The sequence below is a fragment of the Oscillibacter hominis genome, from assembly GCF_014334055.1.
GTDB lineage: Bacteria > Bacillota > Clostridia > Oscillospirales > Oscillospiraceae > Oscillibacter > Oscillibacter hominis.
On record NZ_CP060490.1, the window covers coordinates 404,215 to 424,311 of the forward strand.

The following is a 20,097-nucleotide window of genomic DNA, read 5'->3' on the forward strand; positions in this document are numbered from 1 at the left end:
ATACAGGAAGGAGGTCAGATACCGTTGAGAAATGATGAACGCCTGCGGACGATATATGAAGTCATGGCTCCCTATATTGTCCGAAATGAACACAACTGGCGGGATTATCTGGCATTTGCATCGCAGTTCCATAAGCACAGTTTTGACAACATACTTCTTGTGTACGCACAGGACGAGGATGTTTCGATTCTGGCAACACGAAAGCAATGGGCCACCATAGGCAGAAATTTGATTCCCCGTGCAAAGGGCGTAGCCGTTTGCGTCTACCGGAATGCCAAACTCACTCTTGACTATCTCTTTGATGTAAGCCAAACTACTGGCAAAGAGATTCATCCTACGGACTGGCAGCTTTCCGATGAAATGAAAAAGGCCCTGACCGAGCGCCTGTCGTATGCACACGGTTTCCCCAAGCAGGATTTTCCCCAAGCGCTGTATGCGATGGCAAGCGAATCTGTCGCAGAGAATTACAACCACTTTTTGCAGGAACTCAAGCAGGAAACCAAAGGCCATTTGTTCACCGAGATCCCGGCCGGTGGTTTTGAAGCCCAATACATCCAGCTTTTGACCGACAGCATTTCTTATTTCATCGGCAAAAAGTGTCACCTGCCGGATGAAGAAATCCAGTTGAGTGACGGCATGGCGACGGTCAGCCATTTTAATACACTCCCGCTGGTTGCACATCTGGGTACGGCAGTAACCGCCCTTTCCAAAGGTATCCTGTTAGAAGTAGAACGGAACATCAAGATTATCAATCGTGAAAGGATGGCACAACATGAGCAAACCGAATATCAATCTGAAATACAGGGAGCAGGACGGGATGATGCTTCCCGATCTGCAAATCTCCAACAGCAGCGAAGCAGATCAACCTCTGGGCAGGTACGGCCGGATGGCCCTGGAATACCTCAGAGAGAATCACCCGGAGCGATTTACGACTTTGAAAATGGATGGCAGTCTGATGGAGATCATGCACCGGGTACAGGACGAGGCGACCGAGAAGATCGAAGCCCTGACGCAGCAAATGCTCCAGCAGGAGCCGCTTCCGCAGACCGAGGACATCATGGAGCGGACGCGACACCTGAACAGTCTGAAACTGATGGCGGAGGAAACCGTACTCCAGAGCGTAGTCCTGATTCCCCGCTGACCGAAGAACAGCCAAATACAGAAGTGGCGCCGAGCGCCGCACCTGTGGGAGAGCCGTCTGAAAAGGACGGCTCTTTTTCTGTTCCTGCGGAACAACCGACACGCCATTTTACCGATGCAGAAGTCCGGCGCAATTATGAGTACATCCTGACCAGCACCAATCTATACCCCCCAGAGCTGCACAGCGCGGTTCGCAGCGTATTGTCAGAACCGCCGCTCAATCCTGACTGGTCAGACAAAGGGCGGCAGATTGCGGCTCTCTTTACTCCCTACGGCGACCGTGAATATCAGGGCGATTTTCTCTATCGTACCCGGTTGCATGGTGAAGATGGCATTTCATTTTTCTTTGATGAAGGCTATACCTACATTCCCTGGAACGGGCTGGCGTTTTTACTGGATGCCATGATCGAGGATGGCGACTATCCCAATCCTGTTGTAGAGGAGCAGCCTGACCCCATCGGGGATTATAACATCCCTGATGAAGTTGATGAAATGGGCGGTCCTCACCGGCAAATGACCATTGGAGAAGCGGATTTTGATTATGTTCTGGATGCTGTTGCCTATGAAGCCGGAGAAACCGTAGTGGAACCGGTCAAGCCGCAGGCGATTGTTCAAATGGAAAACGACACGCCAGCAGCCGGTGACGAGCCTGCATCCGTTCCTGACGAAAATCCCCCTGTTGTTGTGGAGGCCCCCGAAACGGCTCTCCCCACAGATACAGCGGAGCAGCCTACACCGCCGCCCGTCAAAGGAAACACAACGGCGCACAAGAATTTCCGCCGCTTTCAAGAGTTGTTCCCGGAGATTGTGTCCGGTCAATATGAGTATCTGCGGCTGGAGGCCGGAGAAGCCTACTATCCTCTGGTCATTCACCATAAATACGGTTCCCATTACTGCATGGAGCATTACTATATGCAGAACGGCGACCGGATGTATGACCCTTATATGGACTTCCAAATCGACAAAGAGGCTGGGACACTTCGGGCTTTCAGTTATGAGAACAGCGGCATTGGTGTATATAACGAGGCTAATCCCGACGACCCCGCATACGAGAAAGCAATCAACGGGTTCAACAGTTTCTTTGCCACCTGGCTGAACAATATCCGCAGCCAAGGCTATGAGCCGGTGCGGGCCTCTATGATGGTCAACGATGAAGAAGTCGATGTGGATCTGCGCCCGGCTGCCGAAGCTGTTCCGGTCGTGGAAGAAGAACAGCCGGAGCAGCTCTCCCTTCTGTCCTTGGAAAAGAGTACGGAAGATCTGCTTGTTGAGCGTGTCATGCAAAGAGGCCCCCTTACCGCAGGGAAAAAAGAACAAATCTACGAGTTTGCTCAGACCCACCCCACCGGATCAGAATTTACTGCTTTTCTAAAAAAGCTATATGGATATGAAGGGTTCTCCGGTGATGAAATGGGCGTGAAATACGCCATGTTCAATAGTGAAGGTGTCACTATCGAATGGCAGGATGAGCAGGGCGAAACACAGGAAACAAAGCTGTCCTGGGCGCGGGCTGCCGGTGTCGTGCAACGCCTGGTGGATGAAGGCCGCTATCTGGAAACCCCTGTTGTCAGTCTGCCGGAGCCGGAAACCGATGAGCCGCTTGAGGGAGAAACAGAACCGTATGATTACAGTTTTGAATATGGCCTTTTAGGGCGCCTTAAAGCGGACTGCGAGTATTTTCTAAGTGAAGGCCATCAGCACGAAAAGCATTTGTGGGCGGGTAGCATCCATGCACAGATAGCTAAAATGCGAGAGCTGTATGATCTGCTCCCGGAAAAGCCGGAAGGGATAACCAAAGAAATAATTGACGATTATGAAACCCGTATGGCTCCCTGGGAACACGATGAAGCAGAGGAAACACAGATTTTAGACGAAGCCCTGGACGCCCATCATGGGCAGATTGATATGCTGATGCAGGCGGTCCGAGGTGAGCTGACGGTTGGAACCATCCGGTACAGCATTTTTGAGGGGCGGCCCCATATCAGCATGATTGAAGTCTTGGAGGACTACCGCCGCCAAGGTATCGCAACCCAGATGCTCCGCTATCTGCAAGGGCAATATCCCAATGAGGAAATTGTATGGGGGTATTTGACCGAGGATGGCTCGGCCCTGTACCAAGCCGTGGTGGATGAACAGCCCAATCCCGACTATCTCCGGGTACAAAATGACCTTGAAGATATTACGCGGGAATTTGACGCTTATGTGCGGCGCCTGGACGGTGGGGCTATTCTCTCCCCCCAAGAAGCTGCCGACATGGACGATCTGGAGGACACGCAATACCGGCTGGAAAAAGAGCTGGAAGAACTGCGCCCCATTCGCGCCTTTGTACGAATGGGCGATGGTACAGCAGCAGAGGCGCCCGCTGTTATGGATGAAGCCACCTCCACTGATCTGGCGCCCCTTCGTGAGCCACCTGCGGCGCCGCAGGTCGCCACACACAACTTCCGTTTTTCTGAGGACTATGACCTGTATCCAAGTGGAGCAAAAACCAAATATAAAAACAATGTCATGGCAATCAAGCTGCTCAAGCAGATTGAGCTGGAAAAGCGGACAGCGACACCGGAAGAACAAATCATCCTTGCCCGTTATGTCGGATGGGGCGGGCTTGCCAATGCTTTCTCCAGTACGGCCTCTGGTTGGGAGAACGAATATCAGGAATTGAAGTCCCTGCTGACTGATGTGGAATACAAGGCGGCCATGAACTCCACCATCACAGCCTACTACACCGAGCCTGACCTGATACGGCACATTTACCGCGCCCTGGAACGCTTTGGCTTCGAGGGCGGCCCTGACCGAAAAATCCTGGACCCCGGTATGGGAACCGGCAACTTCTATTCTGTGCTGCCGGAGCAGTTTCAAGGGAGCAAGCTGTTTGGCGTAGAGTTGGATTCCATCACCGGCAGAATCGCAAAGCAGCTTTATCCTGATGCGGATATTTCCATCATGGGATATGAAGCCACCAAATTTGAGGACAACAGCTTTGATGTGATTCTGGGCAATATCCCGTTCAACTCCGTTAAAATCTATGACCGGCGCTACAATGACCTGAACCCGTACATCCATGACTATTTCTTCATCAAGTCCCTGGACCTTGCGAAACCGGGCGGCATCATTGCCTTTATCACCAGCAAAGGAATTATGGATCGCAAGGACGAGAGCCTTCGGGAATATATCGCACGGCGGGCAGAGTTCATCGGCGCCATTCGCCTACCCAACACAGCGTTCAAGGCTTTGGCGGGAACCGATGTAACAGCGGATGTTGTTTTCTTGAAAAAGAGAGTGCAGCCCATAGAACTTGATCGCGCGAATCTTCCGTCCTGGATTGAAACTGACCTGGACCGCAGTAAATGGATCGCCTATAACCGCTATTTCAAAGATAATCCCGAAATGCTCATGGGCGAGATGGTGAGCAGCCGGAATATGTACGGCAACGAAGATGGGACGGCCTGTGTTGCCCCGGAAGATTTTGACCTGAACCAGCATCTTACCCAAGCGGTTGACTCCCTGTACGCCCGTTTCACAGCAGAGCCAGATGAAGAAATTGAGGCAGACGAACCGGAAGAAAGCAATACAGAGTATGAGGACGCTCCGGCCGGAACCAAAAACTTCACCTATGTTGTGCGGAATGGCGAGATCTTCTTCTGTGAAAAAGATAAGCTGATCCCGCAGCCTTACACCGGCATGAAGGCCGAAAGAATCAAGGGATTGTGCGAAATCCGTACTGCGCTGCTGGAGGTTATCAACATCCAGTCCCATGAGTATGACCCGGTTGATCTCCAGAAAGTACAGGACACACTCAATCAGGTATATGACCGCTTCGTTGCAAAGTATGGAGCCATCAACAGCAAAGGAAACATCCTCGCTTTTTCTGATGATGACCAATTCCCCTTGCTGCGCTCTATCGAGGATGAGCGGAAAGACAAGACCGGTTGGGATAAATCAGCGATCTTCACCAAAGCCACCATCCGTCCTTTCCGTCAGGTCAACCATGCAGACACCGCCGAGGACGCCCTTCAAATCTGCCTGAATCACAAGCTGCGGGTGGATCTGCCCTATATGTCCTTCCTGACAGGAAAAGCCCCACAGGAGTTGGTGCAAGAGCTGGATACTCGCATCTACCTCAATCCCCAGAAATACTACGGTAATCCGCTGGAAGGATGGGAACTTGCAGAAGAATATCTCAGTGGTCATGTGCGGGATAAACTGCTCTACGCACGTCAGAAGGCAGCAGAAGAACCGGAACTCTTTGCCCGGAATGTAGAGGCTTTGGAGGAAGTACAGCCGGAGCCGCTGACTCCTGCTGACATCGAAGTGAATATGGGTGCCATCTGGGTTCCCATTGAGTATTACCGCCAATTCATGTATGAAACCTTCCAGACCAGCGGATATGAAAAGGTCATCGAGGGCGGCGACAACCGACACCGCATTGACATTGAGTATTTCTCCTATACCACGACCTGGCGTGTCACCAATAAAAATGCGGAACCGGATTCCGTAATGGTCAACCAGACTTTCGGAACCAAGCGGAAAAATGCTTATGAGATTTTTGAGGATTGCCTTAATATGCAGTCCACTACTGTCCGTGACCGGCAGGAATACATCAACGAAAAGGGCAACAAGTCGGTTAAATATGTAGTCAACGCACAGGAAACCATGATTGCCCGTGCCAAGCAGCAACAGATTCAGGAAGCATTTGCGTCCTGGGTTTGGAAAGAACCGGAGCGCCGAGATAGGCTTCTGCGTATCTACAATGAAACCTTCAACACAGTTCGCCCCCGTGAGTTTGATGGGAGCCATCTCGTATTTCCCGGCATGAACACGGAGATGAAACTGCGGAAGCACCAGCTTGATTTTGCTGCCCGTGTCATCTATACCGGGACGGGGCTTGCCGCACATGAGGTAGGCGCCGGAAAGACTGCTGCTTTAATTGCCGCCGGGATGTACCTCAAGAACCTGGGAGCGATCCACAAGACGGTGTTTGTGGTTCCCAATCCCCTGGTGGGCCAGTGGGCAACAGAGTTCTACCGCTTTTTCCCCAATGCGAACCTTTTGGTATCCACCGCAGAGGATTTTACTCCCAAAAACCGCAACCGCTACATTTCTAAAATCGCCACCGGAGAATATGACGCAGTGATTCTGGCGCACAGCCAATTTGAGAAAATCCCAATCTCCACAGAGCGGCAGATTGCTATGCTGGAACGGCAGATCAACGATATTGAAAATGCAATCCATGAAATCAAGAGCGAAAACGGCGAGAATTGGTCTGTCAAGCAGATGGTCATTTTCCGCAAAAATCTGGATGAGCGGCTGAAAAAGCTGTCTGCCGAGGAAAAGAAAGACGATCTGCTGACCTTTGAGCAGCTCGGCGTAGATATGATGATGGTGGACGAGGCGCACTTTTTCAAAAACTGCTTTGTCTTTACGAAGCTGCGGAATGTGGCTGGTATTACAACCTCAAGCAGTCAACGCGCTTTTGATATGCTGCTCAAATGCCAGTATTTACAGGAAACGAATCAGGGGCGCGGCGTAGTATTTGCGACCGGAACGCCAATCAGTAACTCGATTTCCGAACTGTTCGTCATGCAACGGTATTTGCAGCCGCAGGAGTTGGAACGCTTCGGCTGGTCCTACTTCGATACCTGGATCGCCCATTTTGCAAAGAAAGCCTCTGTGCTGGAATTGAAGCCGGAGGGCGGCGGCTATCGGATGCGTGATCGCTTCGTCCGTTTCTACAATCTCCCTGAACTGATGGCTGTCTTTCGTGAGGTCGCTGACATCAAAACAGCGGATATGTTGGATATTCCCGGACTCCCGGCTGTTCGCACTGGTAAAGCGGAGATTGTTTCGGTGGAAGCCACACCCGCACAGCAGGCGATCATGGCCGATTTTATTCTGCGGGCGGAAGCAATCCGAACCGGCCGAGTGAAGCCGGAAGAAGATAATATGCTGAAGCTGACCGGTGAGGCCCGCCTGATGGCGATTGACCCGCGCCTGATTCGACCGGATGCGGATGGTACAGGAAGTAAGTTGAGTGTCTGCATTGAGGATGTTTATCAGGTTTGGAAGGACACCGCCGCCTCTGCTTCCACGCAGCTTGTCTTTTGTGATGTTGGCACTCCCAAAGCCGGGAAATTCAATGTATATGATGAAATAAGAAATGTGCTGCTGGCAAAGGGTGTGCCGGAATCGGAGATAGCCTTTGTTCACGACGCCACTTCTGAAGCACAGCGGCAGGAACTGTTCGAGCGTACCCGCCAAGGAAAAGTCCGTATCTTAATCGGCAGCACCAGCAAGCTGGGAACCGGCGTGAATGTTCAGAATAAGGTAATCTCCATTGACCATCTGGACTGTCCGTGGAAGCCCTCTGACATTACACAGCGAAATGGACGTGGGGTACGGCAGGGCAACGAAAACCCTGAAATTATGATAAAGCAATTCGTAGCCAAAGGAACATTTGATGCGTATCTCTGGCAGATTCAGGAGCAGAAATTGCGCTATATCACGCAGATTCTCACCGGAAAACACATTGCCCGCTCTTGTGAGGATGTGGATGAAACCGTCCTGTCTGCCGCACAGTTCAAGGCGGCCGCTACCGACAATCCGATGGTCGCACAGAAGATGGAATTGGAAAACCGGGTCACGGAATTGAAAATTCTGCGTGGTGCGTGGAGCAATGAACAGCTTGCTTTGGAACACAAGGTTAACTTGACATATCCATCCCGCATCCGGGAATATGAGCAGAAAATTGAGCGAGTCACGCAGGACATTTCTCTGTTGGGTCAGACCGAAGGCAAGGATTTCTCCATCGTGCTGGATGGAAAGCATTATACGGAGCGACCGGCAGCGGGCGAAGCATTTGCCCTTCTTTATCGGATGATAAGTGAAGGCCGTGGAAAAGATGAATATGAGTTTGAAATTGGTTCGTATCGTGGCTTTTCTCTTTTCGTGAACTTCAATCCGTTTGAAAGGGATATTATTCTGCGGGGCGCTTTGCTGTATGGGACGGATATAGGCAATTCCGGTCAGGGAACGATTACCCGTATCGAGAATCTTGCTGAACGGATTCCCAACTATCTTGAAGATGCACGGCGCGAATTGAAAGAAACACAAAAACAACTGGCGGTTGCCCAACAGCAGGTTGGACAGCCGTTTCTTTATGAGGAAGAATTGTCGGAAAAGGTTGCCCAACTCACGGAAATCAACACTAAGTTGGAGTTTGAATCATTACAGGAAAGCGAGGTGATTTTGGATGAAAACGGACAACGATCTGATGGCGAGGAAGATTGGGATTCTGAAAGAGTTCCTGCCTGCGCTTCTGCCGAAGTATAAGATCATGCTGCTGGAGGCATTCAGCCCCCACGATCTTCTCACGGCGTATATCAAAAACACTCTGGCGGGCTATCCCCGTCTGGAAGATCAGAACTTGGACGACCTGACGCTGGAACTGCTGTACCCCACCGACGAGGCGGCAGAACACTGTATCAAAGAGTTCCTTGCTCTGCGCCTGGACGATGACAACGAGCATGAGCTGGAGCAGTGATGTGAGGTGGTGATATATGGGCGAGAAACATTCGGCTGTCGGCTATCTCTTTCGAGAAGGTGCTTTTTTGCCAGCCCAAGAAACAAAGCCGGTCCGCAATGAGTTTGGCCTGGACCTGTTTCAGCATAGAGGCTCCGTTTATGAAGGAAAAACCGGACTGCAATTCTGTTCTCTCCAGCAGGCGGAGGACTTGGCCGGTTTCGTTGAGAAGCATGGCGGTATTGAAAAAGTCCAAAAGCTGATTGCAGACAGTTTGGAGCGCACCGGTCTTTCTCCACGCTATACCCGACCGGATGAAAAGAAAAAGGACATCTTTCCGCCCAAGGAAAAAGACGAGAACCGGGTCTTTGCCAAAGACCTGATGGGCAACAAGCACTACTACTACCGCTTCTACAACGAAAACGGCATTGAACTCTACACAATGGAGAAGAAACGGGAGTTCTTCCAAACAGTTTATATTCCATGTGACGGGTTTATGGTGGGCATTGACCAGCGGCACCGGCTTGAGGAAGTCCTGAAATGGCTGCCCACGCTGGAGCATGGCATCCGGGGTGAGATCGAGAGGGTTTTCAATCAGAGTATGGAAGCCCCGGACCGGTGGGCTGATCTGGGATTTGCCAATCTGCTTGGACGGTATGAGGAAGCAAAAGCCCACAATGCCCCCATTGCTGCGGAACGGCAGCGGCAAGCTAATGAAAGGCGGGCGCAGCAAGACGCCCGTGAACAGCAGTTGGCACAAGAACGACAGGCCCGTTACGATTCCGCCATCCGTGAGGCCGAAGGAAATATTATGGCGGGAAAGGAGGTGATAAACCGGGAGATCAACGGCAAATCTCTCATTATGCAGCTCTTTCGTGAGCATGAAATTCCTGTTCCTCTCAAAACACAGGGCTGGATCATCAATTCGCTTCACAGTATCCGGTACGACCCCCAAATTGGAGAATGGAACTACCGCTATTTCAAAGGCAGCCGGAACAGCACCAAAATGTTTGACCTGCTTTCCAAACTGTCCGCTGCGATTCAGACCCGACAGCAGTTTGAAGAACATGGGGCGTCCCCGCCGGACAGCTCTGTATTGGACTGTGAGGAAGAACAGGATATGGAACTGTAAATCTGGTTTTTGAAAGGAGCCAATATGAAAAAAGCAATTTTGAGCGTATCCGCTGCCGCCGCCATGATTGGCGGCCTTTTCTATTTTGGCTGGTATCGCAACCGCCACGGCGCCAACTAAGCGAATCGACCTGTCTGGAGGGAGGTGAAGCGATATGCCGATGACAGCGACAATGGCGCCCTACACCCTTTTCATACTGGATGATGATACCCCTCTGAACCCTCGTGAGGATCACGACTGCCTGGGAAAAATGGTCTGCTGGCATAGCAGATACAGCCTGGGCGAGAAGCACGATTATGATGAGCCAAGCGATTTCCTGCGGAACCTGCTGTTTTCTGAATACTCCAGCGGCCATGACCGGAACAATCCGGTTTTTGCATTTCTCAAATCTGGCAAGGCCAAAGATGCCCGATTGGAATACAACCGCTCCACGCGGGAGTGGGAATTGCGGGAGAATCAGCACTGGAGTTCAGACAGCGATTGGTATGTGTCCTCCAGCTATGCGGCCTCGTTGAAAGATGAAGTCCCGGACTGGTTTTTGGATGATTGCCTTTCTGCCCTCACTACCGGCGAACTGTTTTCGCTGGTAGAACAAATGGATGGCATGGTGATTCTTCCGCTTTACCTGTACGATCACAGCGGGATCACCATGAACACCTGCGGCTTTTCTTGCCCGTGGGATTCCGGTCAGGTTGGCTGGATCTACGCAGATAAAGCGATGATCGAGCAGGAACACGGGAAAATCACCCCTGAAATATTGGAGAAGGTTCGTCAAACCCTGGAAGCTGAAGTCAAGGAGTACGATTACTACCTGACCAACCAGTGCTATGGATTCCAGCTTTTCAAGGAAGATGTGGAGGTGGATAGCTGCTGGGGATTCCTGGGGGAAATCCGGGATGTTCAGGATGCTGTAAAGGAGCATCTGCCGGAGGACTGCAATCCGGCAATCGTTGAATCGCTCCAATTTCAGTATGAGGAACTGGACATCGACGAGTATTTGGAGCGATTGCAGGAAGAAACGGAGGGATTAGACTGTGAGCCTGGATAACACAGTGAATGTTTTCATCCTGTATGGCTGCACCTTGAGCAAGGAGCGAAGTTCCATGCGAATCGTGGCCGCCACTACGGATGAAGAAATGCTGCATACCATCATCGGCGCCCAAATCCTCGGCGGCACAATGGACTACCGGGGCTTCAGCAATATGAAGGGCTTTGAACAGTTCCGGGCGGCCTGCCGTGCCGGTGATGTTCAGTATAGCAATCTGGACTATGGCTTTGTGGAGCAGACGGAAAATCTGATGCTCCCGGACTGTGCAAAGGAGCCGCAGTTTGAGAAAGCATATCGGCTGCTGAACCTGTCCGACCATGAGTTCAATGCCATCCGCAATGGTTCTCTGGAGAGCCTGGGCGAAGATCGCACCCGTTTGATTCTGGATAAGGCGCTGTCATGGGCGGCACAGAACTATGCCGGATGGGACTTATACCGCCATTTGAGAGATGAACTCGGCATGAGCAACGAGGAAATCGGAAAAGCCGGATTTGACCTGGATGAGTTCTATGAGGTCGAAGCGGCGGACTCTGCGGAGTATGAAGTGGAGGCTGACTATGGCGAAGAACTTTAATTCTTCTGCTCTGCCGGAACATTGCTATGCAGTTCTTCCCGGTTCCGGGCAGCTCATAGAGGTCAGGCGCGGCGAAAAGGGCTACTATCCCTGTGCCTACTCCACCAGCGACCGTGAGTATAACAAGGTTCTGGCAAATTACTTCAATGCCCATGAGGGCATTTCAAAGGCACAGGCGGCAGCTATGTTGGCCGGTTCCATGTTTGGCTGGAATGTTCCTGCTGCCGATCCTGCCTGTTACGATGCAGAGGGCATCCCGATCCAACCGGGAGAAAAGAAAGCGCCCACCAGATCGCCGGAATATCAGTACGAGCAGGCAAAGCTCATCCGGCAGAACTACCAGCCCGGAACCAAGGTTGTGCTGGATGAAAAGATGGAAGATCCCTACCGTGAAATGCCTGCGGGACTGACCGGCATCGTAGATTCCGTTGACGATCTGGGGCAAATTCATTGCCATTGGGAGAATGGTTCTTCGCTGGCGCTTATTCCGGGCGTTGACCATTTTCATCAGGATATGACTCAGGAGCCTGTGATTGAGAGCAGCGAAGAACAGGAGCCTGATTTGGAATTGTGAGGTGATGTGATATGAGCAGAAGCGCCGCTGCGTATCAGAAATTTACCGAGGATGAGATTAGGAAGGCAAACAGCGTGGATATTCTGTCCCTGGCCCGTGGCTATGGATATGAGCCGGAAAAGGCAGGCCGCAAAGCTGTCCACATGAAGCACAGCGGCGGGCTTTACATCTTCCCCGAAAACAATCGCTTTTTCCAATGGACGGGTCCTGATGATGGAGTCAAAGGCGGCGCCATTGATTTTGTCATGCGGGAAGAAAACCTGTCCTTCCCCGAAGCGGTGGGCAAGCTGATCGGCAAGGAGTTCTCTCCATCCGTAAAGCAGGTGGTTCCCTATGAGAAAAAAGAACGGGAGCCGCTGGTGCTGCCCGAAAAGGCAGACAACATGAAGCGGGCCTATTGGTATCTGGTTTCTGTCCGAGGTATCAGCCCTAAAATCGTAAGCCACTTTATGAATCGGAAGATGATTTATCAGGAAAAGAAGTATGGCAACTGCGTGTTTGTAGGCTACGATGCGGAAGGAACCGCCCGGTACTGCTCCATGCGGGCGGCCAGAGATAACAGCTCCTTCAAAATGGATGCGACCGGCTCTGATAAAAGCTACCCCTTCTTCCACGAGGGCAAAACCGATCTGCTGATTGTCACCGAGGCGCCCATCGACCTGATGAGCCATGCTTCTATTGCCGCTGACTTTTATGGGCGTGACTGGATGCAAGATCACCGTATCTCTACCGGTTGCCTTTGGAATGGAGCCATTGACCGTTATCTGGAAGGCCATCCGCAGATCAAGCGACTGGTGTTTGCAGTGGACAATGACTATCTGGCCCGTGACAAGAATGGGCAACTGCGAAATTGGGGGCAGCTTACAGCGGCAAAATGGATGAAGGCATACACCGAAAAGGGATATGCCTGCGCGGTTCATGTGCCGCATTTGAATGACTTTAACACCGACCTGGTGGAAATGCGGAAGGGGCGTTCTGTGGAGGATTTAGACCGTCAGCGTATGGCGGAGCTGGAAACCGCATTTGAACAGAGCGCCGAGGAAGAACCGGAACAAGGTATGGAGGTGTAAAATTGGCAAAAATCAAAACCTTTGAATTGGATCGCTGGAGTGAGCCGGATGAAAAGCGGCGTGTCCGGCACATCGGCATGGCCGACGCAAAAGAAACCTTTGACAGACTGCAAACGCACCTGGAACTGAAAGGTCTGCTCCCGGATGAGTATTTCCTGTTCTCCGATGAACTGACGGGCGAGCTGCCTGAATTTGACCAGGCGCTCTGTATTCCCAATTTTGGGGCCAGCGAAGGTATCTATCTGGACATTTCCCTGGCCTGCCGCGACAAAGATGGCAAGCGCTATTTTCAAAACTTTGCTACCGGCAAGACATTGGGAGAAACTGCGGACGACTATTACAGGATGTTCCGCATTGCTGCCGAATGTTCCCTGATGCTCAATGGCCGTGGAAATACCTATGAACAGAAAAAAGTGGACATCGTTCTGACCGAGCAAGAAGCAGAGGCCGTGGGGACTGTGGTGGATATGGAACTCTGCGGCCACCATCCGCCGGAGGCCGAGGCAATTTTGAACTCTGCGCTGGAGAAGATCGACCGGATTGCCTTTGCAAAAGTCCAGACCATCACCTGTCACGGGAAAGACGATTACTCTCTCTGGTCTGCGGAAATCCCCAAAGATATGCTGCACTCCATCCTGCACGAAGCCTGCGAACGGGTTGGAACCCTGGATGAACTGATGGACGCAATGAACCCGAAGGACGGGTATGAAATGCGGCTGTTCATTCAGACACCGGGACGGCAGTTTGCGTTCTACCGTATCCCTGAACGGCTCTCCAATCTGGAGGACTACGCCAATGAGGGCTGCTCTGTCCGAGGAACAAAGGACGAAATCATGGCGGAGATTTTTACCGAGTGGGCGCCCGCCCAAGAAGATCTGGAAGATGACTTTGAACTGTGACAGCCCGCACTTTTCTTTTCATCTGTACCTGCCCGCCCCCCTGCGGGGGCGCCCCGCAACCGGAATCCGCAGGCCACGCCCTGCGGTTCTCGGTTAAGGCAGGAATAGCCGTCATACCTGACGGCGGGCTGACAGCTTGAAAGCAGTGCTTTCAACGGGTTTGCGGGTTTTTGAATCGGTATGACTTTCAAGTTCCGGTGTGATTTTTGTCACACCTCTCTTTTCAGCCATTCTACCCGCCGATTCTAACCATTCTAACGCCGAGAATGTGAGAAGTATTGGTTGGGGCCTGTTGTCTGGTACTCACTCATTTGAAAGGAGGATTGATTTGAAGGAATCGCCCATTAAAACAGAGCGCAAGACGCTCCATCTGCCGGAAGATACAGTTCGGGCGCTCAATAAACTGGCAGCCAAGAATGGGACGGACTTTTCCAAAGAAGTGCGCAGGGCGATTGACGAATATCTGGATTTGGAAACCACCGCCGAAAATATTGACATGATAAACGGGGTCATCCGGCAGGAACTCAGCGGGCAGCTCAAAGCCCTGGGAAACCGGTTGGCCGGACTGATAAATCGCCTGACGATCATATCGGCTGCGGGCTATTATGCCAACATTGCCATTATCGCAGACCTCATTGACCAAGATCGCTATTCGTCTTTTGAAAAAATTGAGTCGGCGGCCCGAAAACGGGCATTGGCATTTGCCAATCAGAAAAACGCGGATGCGCTGCGTACTTTCATGGATGACGAGGAAATGCAGAAAGCCATCCATGCCGTACAAGGAGGTTCCCGTGTCGATTCTGATTTATAAGCAGCGCCACCGGCACCCCAACTATAAGAAAACTCCAAAAGGCAACTATGCACATATCGGTTACATTGCAACTCGTCCCGGTGCCGTGAAGAATGAGGGGATGCGCCACGGACTGTTTGGCAAGCTGGAGCCGGGGGTGGTCAAAGAGTTTGACACTTGGCAGGAAGCCGCCCGCCTGGTTCGGGAGCTTTCCTATCGTCGGGTCAATATGTATCGTGGTATTATCTCTTTTTCACCTGAAACGGCCGCCGAATTGGGGCTGTCCGATCACAAAGCGTGGGAGGACTATATCGACCGCCACATTTTGACCCTGGCAAAGTTCAATGGAATCCGGGTGCAGGACTTGCAATGGGTGGCTGCCCACCATAACGAAAAAGGTCATCCCCACATCCATGTGGTGTTCTGGAATAAACATCAGCGAACAATGGTCCCTTTTGTCCATCCAAGCATCCCGGATAAAATCCGAAAACAACTCATTCGAGATACCTTTGCCGAGCGTATCAAAGAGTATTGCGAGGCCAAACAGCGGGCAAAGGAACACCTGTCGGCCATCACAGACGAAATGATTGACGAGTTTGAGAAGTACATGGAGCATCTTCACCCGCAGGAATATCGTCGCCTGCGTGAAGCGTTTGGGCGTATCACGGATGATGAGCTGGGGACTTCCCCCTTGGATAGCGTTGTTGGTGCAATGAAGATTGCCCCCTTTATCTCACGCCTGTTCGCGCTGAAGGAGAAAATGCCGAAAAAGGGGCGACTGTATTACAAATTGCTTCCAGAGGATGTGAAGGCCGAATTAGATGCCTTTGTTGCCTTCTTGAAGGAAAACAACGAGTACATCCGCAATTTGGTACAGGACTATGCAGAGAGCAAGACCCGTCTTGCCATGCTCTATGACACCGACCCGGCGCACATCAAAGAACAGCAGGAAAAGGCTGTGGCGGAGGCCGATAAGCTGATTGCCAATAAAATTCTCGACGTGATCCGCACCATGCTGTGCAAAGACCGTGAGGTCCAGTCTTTTGAATATACAGAGGCCCGCAAAGCCTACTTCACCGAACAGATGATTTGCGAAATTTTAATGGCGCTGGAGCAGACTGCTATGAGTTTTGACATGGAGTATGACGACCGGCAAAAGGCCATGAGTACCGATCTGTCAAAGGCAGCCCGAAAAGAGTGGTATCTGCGACATAAGGACAAGGGATTGGAACCATAGTAATCCGCAACTAAAGACAATTTTAAGTAGTTTTGCGGTTTGTAACCGCAAAACTGATGAGGGCTTATCGGAAAAAGTCCCTTGAAAAAGTTGATATTGCCATACAGAAAGCAGTCCTGCGGGGCTGCTTTTTCTGTTTTCAAATGATTGTGAAAAGCAAAAAGTGACCGGCCGCCCGGTTCCAGAAAGGAGAAAGGATGATAGCAGCGAACACTTCCTATAAGCAAAATGGTGTGCCGGTGTCGATTCCGAGCGGTTCGTATGGCATTGCCCATTTGACGGTTCACCAATATGAATACCCCAAAGGACATCCCTGCCATAACTGCCCTTACACTCTGCGCACCTCTGTCCCGTCCTGTATGTTCCCTGAACGAAGGGATGGCGGCTGTCTATGGTACGATCTGAAAAAACAGCGGCGCCCTCCGCTGCCTGCGGTTTACCCCAAAAATCAGGCGGCGGCAGAGCGCATTTTTGCTTTCGTTGAAGTTCTCAAAGATGTAATGAAGCGAAAAGGTTATCAGGAAAGGAGGAAACCGATTGCGAAGTAAAACCGATTTTTACAGGCTGTTCTTTGAACAGCTTGCCCGGCGCGGCTTTGATGTGAAGCGGTCCCAATCTTCCGATTACATCGCTGATATTTATTTCAAGAACCAGCTTGTGGCCTATTTCTCCAAAGCCGATACGGTGATCCAGAACCCCTTTGTCACAGTTAAGGACAAACTCATTCGCCTTATCAACGATACGGCCCAGGACACAGCGAACAAAGCGGGTATCTGCCGCGACTGTCCTTATACTGACGCCAATGAGAAACTTCCCAATGGCTCTTATAAGCTGGCAGAATACAATGGCGTGACTCTCGCCTGCAAGGAGCATCATCTGTTTGGCTATGTGTTCTCCACCTACCGCACCGCCCCGGATTCCGGCGAAATGATGGCCCGCCAGATTTTTTACAACAAGGAATTTGCAGGACAGGATTTCGCCAAACGGAGCGGTTTGGTGGATGAACGTGCGCTGTTCACCGAAGAAGAACTCCGGGTCCTTCATGCGGGCTTGGTCAAGATGAGCATACTCGATCAGGATGTTTCCAACGAGGCCCGTGAATCTGTGGAACGGATTCTTGACAAAATCGAGGACATTATCCCGGAGCTGCGGGAGCAGGAAATGGAGTTTGACTTTGATATGGAGTTCGGCCAGCAGGAAGAAATGGAGATTGGAGGATAGCAAGAATGAGCAGCAAGAGAAATCAGACCATCGCTATCGCCCGTTTCCTGATGTATAAATACGGGCTGAACCAGCAGCTTGAGGGCATGACGGACGAAGAATACATGGCGCATCCTATTGGCTTGGATGTGGGGCAATATGTAGCTGACCTGATGAAATACTGCCCGGAGCATATCGTCGATCAGGTCATGGAACATCAGGATGCTCTTTTGCGGCGCCTTGGTACGGATTACCTCACCGTCATAGCCTATATGCCTTATGAGGAAGATGGAGGGACAAAGTATGCGTGATGGACGCCCGAATCCTGATATTTGGGGAAACATCATCACCTGCGGGGAGATCGCCGTGGGCATTTACGAGATCGTCGGCACAAAGAAACGTGGGCTGGAAGTGCCGAAGGCCCTTGCCGAAGAAATCCTGCCGGAATCTGTGATGGAACAGGCGGCACAGGACGGTGAGAACCTTTGTTTTACCGATCCGGTTTCCAACGCCATCGTTGCGGACGCCCTGCTGGAACAGGAACTTGTTACTGATCCGCAGGCAGCGGCCCGTCTGGACGCAATCCGGCAGCTTGATGATGTGGCCTATGATACGGCCTTTGAACCTCCTGTTTCAGACTATGAGCTGGACGGGCTGGACTTGGAAAGATAGGAGTTTACAATGAAAATCCTGGATTTCGACCTGGAAGGAAGTCACTTCATCATCGAAGCAGACATTTCGCCGCGCCAAGAGGCGGATGATGATATGGAGTGTCAATGGCTCCGGTACGACTTTGATAACACGCAGGTTTATAAGGAAACGGACGGCGCTGTTTCGCCGTTCCAAATTACAGCCGTTGCCTGGGCTGGCTATCAACTGACTGCCGATCATGCGTTGAAAGATGTGATCGGACGTATTTCCCGCAATGAAACCGGCAAGCTGACCGTTCATTATGTTTGTCCAGAGCTTCAAGAGTTTTTCGATGAACTCAAAAAATATCCGGCTATCAGCGGGGAACGAACGATTCCGTACTTCATTTTTCACGGCGGCGATATTGCAAAACTGGCGTATGCGACCAATGAGTTTCTGTATTACGAGGACAGTAACTATATGCCGCTGATGTTCCGTACCATTGACGGAACTCTTGTTTCCGACAATGAATTTGCCGATATGGGGCTGTATGAATCCGAGGAAAATGTCGAGAACGGCACAGAACACATTTTGCCGTTCACAGATTACGGTTCCGATGTGGAAAGCGCCTGTGATTTAGAGGACGAGGAAGATCTGGAAATTTGAAACTCAGAGGTTTGCGGGCTATGTTCCGTGGCCGGTGGGCAGTTTTCATCGACTTTTGCACCGTCCATCTGTTGGGTGGATGGGCTTAATTTAGAAAGGTAGGTGTTATTTTGAGGCTGGTCTATATTTCTTCCCCTCTGCGGGGAGATATGGAAAAGAACAAGGAAAAGGCAAAGGACTACTGTGCTTATGCGGCATCCTGCGGCGTGATTCCCTTGGCGCCGCACACGATTTTCACGCAATATCTGAATGACGCAGTGCCGGAGCAGCGGGAACAGGGTCTGCGAATGGGTCACGAACTGCTGGAACGCTGCGATGAACTCTGGGTTATGGGCGACACCATCTCTCAGGGAATGAAGGACGAAATTGGCCTGGCTACTTTTCTGCAACTCCCGATTCTCTATGTATCCGATGATATGGTGAAGAATCAGAAAATGATCCGCCAGTCGGATCGCCCTCTGGACATCAATGACTGCATCCCCGATAGTAGCCAGTACAACTACGAAAATCAATTTCTGGTTCTCAAACCTGGGGTGAGCAGCAAGGGCAAGGACATGACTGCCGACGACTCCATCTGGTATGCCCGTAACGGTTTTGGATGTATTTATGGAGCCAGAGGTCAGGCTGTGTATGCAGAAAGCCTGTTGACCGGCAAATACATTCATTGGGAACGACATGACTTCTGTGGCATCGTCAAACCGGAAAGTTTGAAAGAATGGCTTCTGGATAAGCCGGTCAGGAATGAGGCTGCCGAAGAACTCACCAAGTTTGTCACTCCTGAACTTATCAGCGCAGCCAAGCAAAACCATACTGCTTGCGGCTATCCTTTTCTAATCGGGTATGCCCCTGCGGAGGGCGGTCTGCATGAAGCGTTCTGCCTGGACCACGATCCGGTCAATCTTGCATCTTTTATTGTGAAGATGGGGAAAGAGCGCGGCGACCTGATGATTTGTACTCCGTTGGATACCCCGTTTTTGAACACCTTCGGGACATTCATTGACCGCTGCGCGGATCAGGACTTTTTGCAAAAGCATCTATTGCCGGTCCTGGTTCCCATGCAGATGGGCGAAACGGAGCCGCAGGCAATCAAGCTGACCGAGGATCAAGACAATGAAGCGTTTCTGGATGATTTTGCTGTTGAGGATGATATGGAATTATGAAAACAAAGCCTAAATTGATGGTTTGTGCGCTGATCTTCGTTTCCGGCGCGATTCTCAACCTGTTTTTCTCAACAGCGGTTCACGGTCTGCTGACAAGAGAGATCACCCGGCTTTCACTTCTCCCCATCGGGGACTGCCTTGTCAGCCTGTTTTCCAACCGCCAGCACATGATGTTGTATCTGTGTCTGCAAGGGTTTGTAAGCGTGTTGGCGGTTATGTTCTTCCTGACCAACATGAGGCCGTATGAATCAGACCTGGACACGATCACCCCGGAAATTCAGACACCCAGAGCCGTGGGCCAATACCAGCATGGTTCAGCCCGGTGGATGACCGATTCCGAGAAAGACAAAGCATTTGACAGCTATATTCTTGACCCGCACAACCCAACGATCCGGCAGCTCTTAGATACCGGATACGATGGTTTGGATTTTCTCAAAGAAAAATAAGGAGGCGATAAA

General features: G+C 51.3%; 17 protein-coding genes. All 17 read left to right on the forward strand.

Annotated features, from left to right (window positions below; translation table 11 throughout):
• The first annotated feature begins 24 nt into the window (after window positions 1-24).
• The 17 genes from H8790_RS02075 (at window position 25) to H8790_RS02155 (ending at window position 20,085) form a co-directional block, all read left to right on the forward strand.
• Entirely contained in the window at window positions 25-8,469 is an 8,445-nt protein-coding gene (locus H8790_RS02075) for a GNAT family N-acetyltransferase (RefSeq protein WP_449866953.1), read from the forward strand.
• Window positions 8,411-8,680, forward strand: coding sequence for a hypothetical protein (locus H8790_RS02080; RefSeq protein WP_154024564.1), 270 nt, complete (start codon window positions 8,411-8,413; stop codon window positions 8,678-8,680). Before H8790_RS02075 ends, H8790_RS02080 begins: the two co-directional genes overlap by 59 nt.
• A 16-nt stretch (window positions 8,681-8,696) precedes the next feature.
• Entirely contained in the window at window positions 8,697-9,791 is a 1,095-nt protein-coding gene (locus tag H8790_RS02085; RefSeq protein ID WP_187333444.1) for a hypothetical protein, read from the forward strand.
• 154 nt (window positions 9,792-9,945) lie between these two features.
• Entirely contained in the window at window positions 9,946-10,839 is an 894-nt protein-coding gene (locus H8790_RS02090; RefSeq protein WP_055180670.1) for a hypothetical protein, read from the forward strand.
• 55 nt (window positions 10,840-10,894) lie between these two features.
• Window positions 10,895-11,413, forward strand: a complete 519-nt coding sequence (locus H8790_RS02095) for a hypothetical protein (RefSeq protein WP_058964233.1) — start codon at window positions 10,895-10,897, stop codon at window positions 11,411-11,413.
• Window positions 11,397-11,987 carry a DUF4314 domain-containing protein gene (locus tag H8790_RS13805; RefSeq protein ID WP_058963986.1) on the forward strand — a complete coding sequence of 197 codons (591 nt, stop codon included), beginning with the start codon at window positions 11,397-11,399 and terminating at the stop codon, window positions 11,985-11,987. Before H8790_RS02095 ends, H8790_RS13805 begins: the two co-directional genes overlap by 17 nt.
• A gap of 11 nt (window positions 11,988-11,998) precedes the next feature.
• A complete protein-coding gene (locus H8790_RS02105; protein ID WP_025544417.1) occupies window positions 11,999-13,057 on the forward strand; it encodes a DUF3991 domain-containing protein in 1,059 nt (352 codons plus the stop codon).
• A gap of 2 nt (window positions 13,058-13,059) precedes the next feature.
• Window positions 13,060-13,956 carry a hypothetical protein gene (locus H8790_RS02110; protein WP_055180672.1) on the forward strand — a complete coding sequence of 299 codons (897 nt, stop codon included), beginning with the start codon at window positions 13,060-13,062 and terminating at the stop codon, window positions 13,954-13,956.
• 328 nt (window positions 13,957-14,284) lie between these two features.
• Window positions 14,285-14,767, forward strand: coding sequence for a ribbon-helix-helix domain-containing protein (locus tag H8790_RS02115; RefSeq protein ID WP_006354114.1), 483 nt, complete (start codon window positions 14,285-14,287; stop codon window positions 14,765-14,767).
• Complete coding sequence (gene mobP3 / locus H8790_RS02120) at window positions 14,748-15,983, forward strand: MobP3 family relaxase (RefSeq protein WP_243208541.1); 1,236 nt, start codon at window positions 14,748-14,750, stop codon at window positions 15,981-15,983. Before H8790_RS02115 ends, mobP3 begins: the two co-directional genes overlap by 20 nt.
• Before the next feature lie 197 nt (window positions 15,984-16,180).
• Window positions 16,181-16,531, forward strand: a complete 351-nt coding sequence (locus H8790_RS02125; protein WP_118426526.1) for a hypothetical protein — start codon at window positions 16,181-16,183, stop codon at window positions 16,529-16,531.
• The gene (locus H8790_RS02130; protein WP_055180676.1) at window positions 16,521-17,204 is read left to right on the forward strand and encodes a hypothetical protein; all 684 of its coding nucleotides are present in this window, start codon (window positions 16,521-16,523) and stop codon (window positions 17,202-17,204) included. The genes H8790_RS02125 and H8790_RS02130 overlap by 11 nt, the downstream gene beginning before the upstream one ends.
• Before the next feature lie 5 nt (window positions 17,205-17,209).
• Complete coding sequence (locus tag H8790_RS02135) at window positions 17,210-17,494, forward strand: aldo-keto reductase family protein (protein WP_117484268.1); 285 nt, start codon at window positions 17,210-17,212, stop codon at window positions 17,492-17,494.
• Complete coding sequence (locus H8790_RS02140) at window positions 17,487-17,855, forward strand: hypothetical protein (protein WP_006354119.1); 369 nt, start codon at window positions 17,487-17,489, stop codon at window positions 17,853-17,855. The genes H8790_RS02135 and H8790_RS02140 overlap by 8 nt, the downstream gene beginning before the upstream one ends.
• Before the next feature lie 9 nt (window positions 17,856-17,864).
• Complete coding sequence (locus H8790_RS02145) at window positions 17,865-18,479, forward strand: hypothetical protein (protein WP_118747060.1); 615 nt, start codon at window positions 17,865-17,867, stop codon at window positions 18,477-18,479.
• A gap of 110 nt (window positions 18,480-18,589) precedes the next feature.
• Window positions 18,590-19,639 (forward strand): DUF7768 domain-containing protein, encoded by a 1,050-nt coding sequence (locus H8790_RS02150; RefSeq protein ID WP_256404400.1) that lies wholly within the window; start codon window positions 18,590-18,592, stop codon window positions 19,637-19,639.
• Window positions 19,636-20,085, forward strand: a complete 450-nt coding sequence (locus H8790_RS02155) for a TRAG family protein (protein ID WP_118747062.1) — start codon at window positions 19,636-19,638, stop codon at window positions 20,083-20,085. Before H8790_RS02150 ends, H8790_RS02155 begins: the two co-directional genes overlap by 4 nt.
• Window positions 20,086-20,097: the final 12 nt, after the last annotated feature.

Excerpts from the sequence above, each read along its gene's own strand:
- H8790_RS02095 (WP_058964233.1), top strand. The coding sequence starts at position 10,895 with ATGCGAATCGTGGCCGCCACTACGGATGAAGAAATGCTGCATACCATC.
- H8790_RS02105 (WP_025544417.1), top strand. The coding sequence starts at position 11,999 with ATGAGCAGAAGCGCCGCTGCGTATCAGAAATTTACCGAGGATGAGATT.
- H8790_RS02135 (WP_117484268.1), top strand. The coding sequence starts at position 17,210 with ATGAGCAGCAAGAGAAATCAGACCATCGCTATCGCCCGTTTCCTGATG.
- H8790_RS02145 (WP_118747060.1), top strand. The coding sequence starts at position 17,865 with ATGAAAATCCTGGATTTCGACCTGGAAGGAAGTCACTTCATCATCGAA.
- H8790_RS02140 (WP_006354119.1), top strand. The coding sequence starts at position 17,487 with ATGCGTGATGGACGCCCGAATCCTGATATTTGGGGAAACATCATCACC.
- H8790_RS02080 (WP_154024564.1), top strand. The coding sequence starts at position 8,411 with ATGGCGAGGAAGATTGGGATTCTGAAAGAGTTCCTGCCTGCGCTTCTG.
- H8790_RS02125 (WP_118426526.1), top strand. The coding sequence starts at position 16,181 with ATGATAGCAGCGAACACTTCCTATAAGCAAAATGGTGTGCCGGTGTCG.
- H8790_RS13805 (WP_058963986.1), top strand. The coding sequence starts at position 11,397 with ATGGCGAAGAACTTTAATTCTTCTGCTCTGCCGGAACATTGCTATGCA.
- H8790_RS02085 (WP_187333444.1), top strand. The coding sequence starts at position 8,697 with ATGGGCGAGAAACATTCGGCTGTCGGCTATCTCTTTCGAGAAGGTGCT.
- H8790_RS02090 (WP_055180670.1), top strand. The coding sequence starts at position 9,946 with ATGCCGATGACAGCGACAATGGCGCCCTACACCCTTTTCATACTGGAT.
- H8790_RS02155 (WP_118747062.1), top strand. The coding sequence starts at position 19,636 with ATGAAAACAAAGCCTAAATTGATGGTTTGTGCGCTGATCTTCGTTTCC.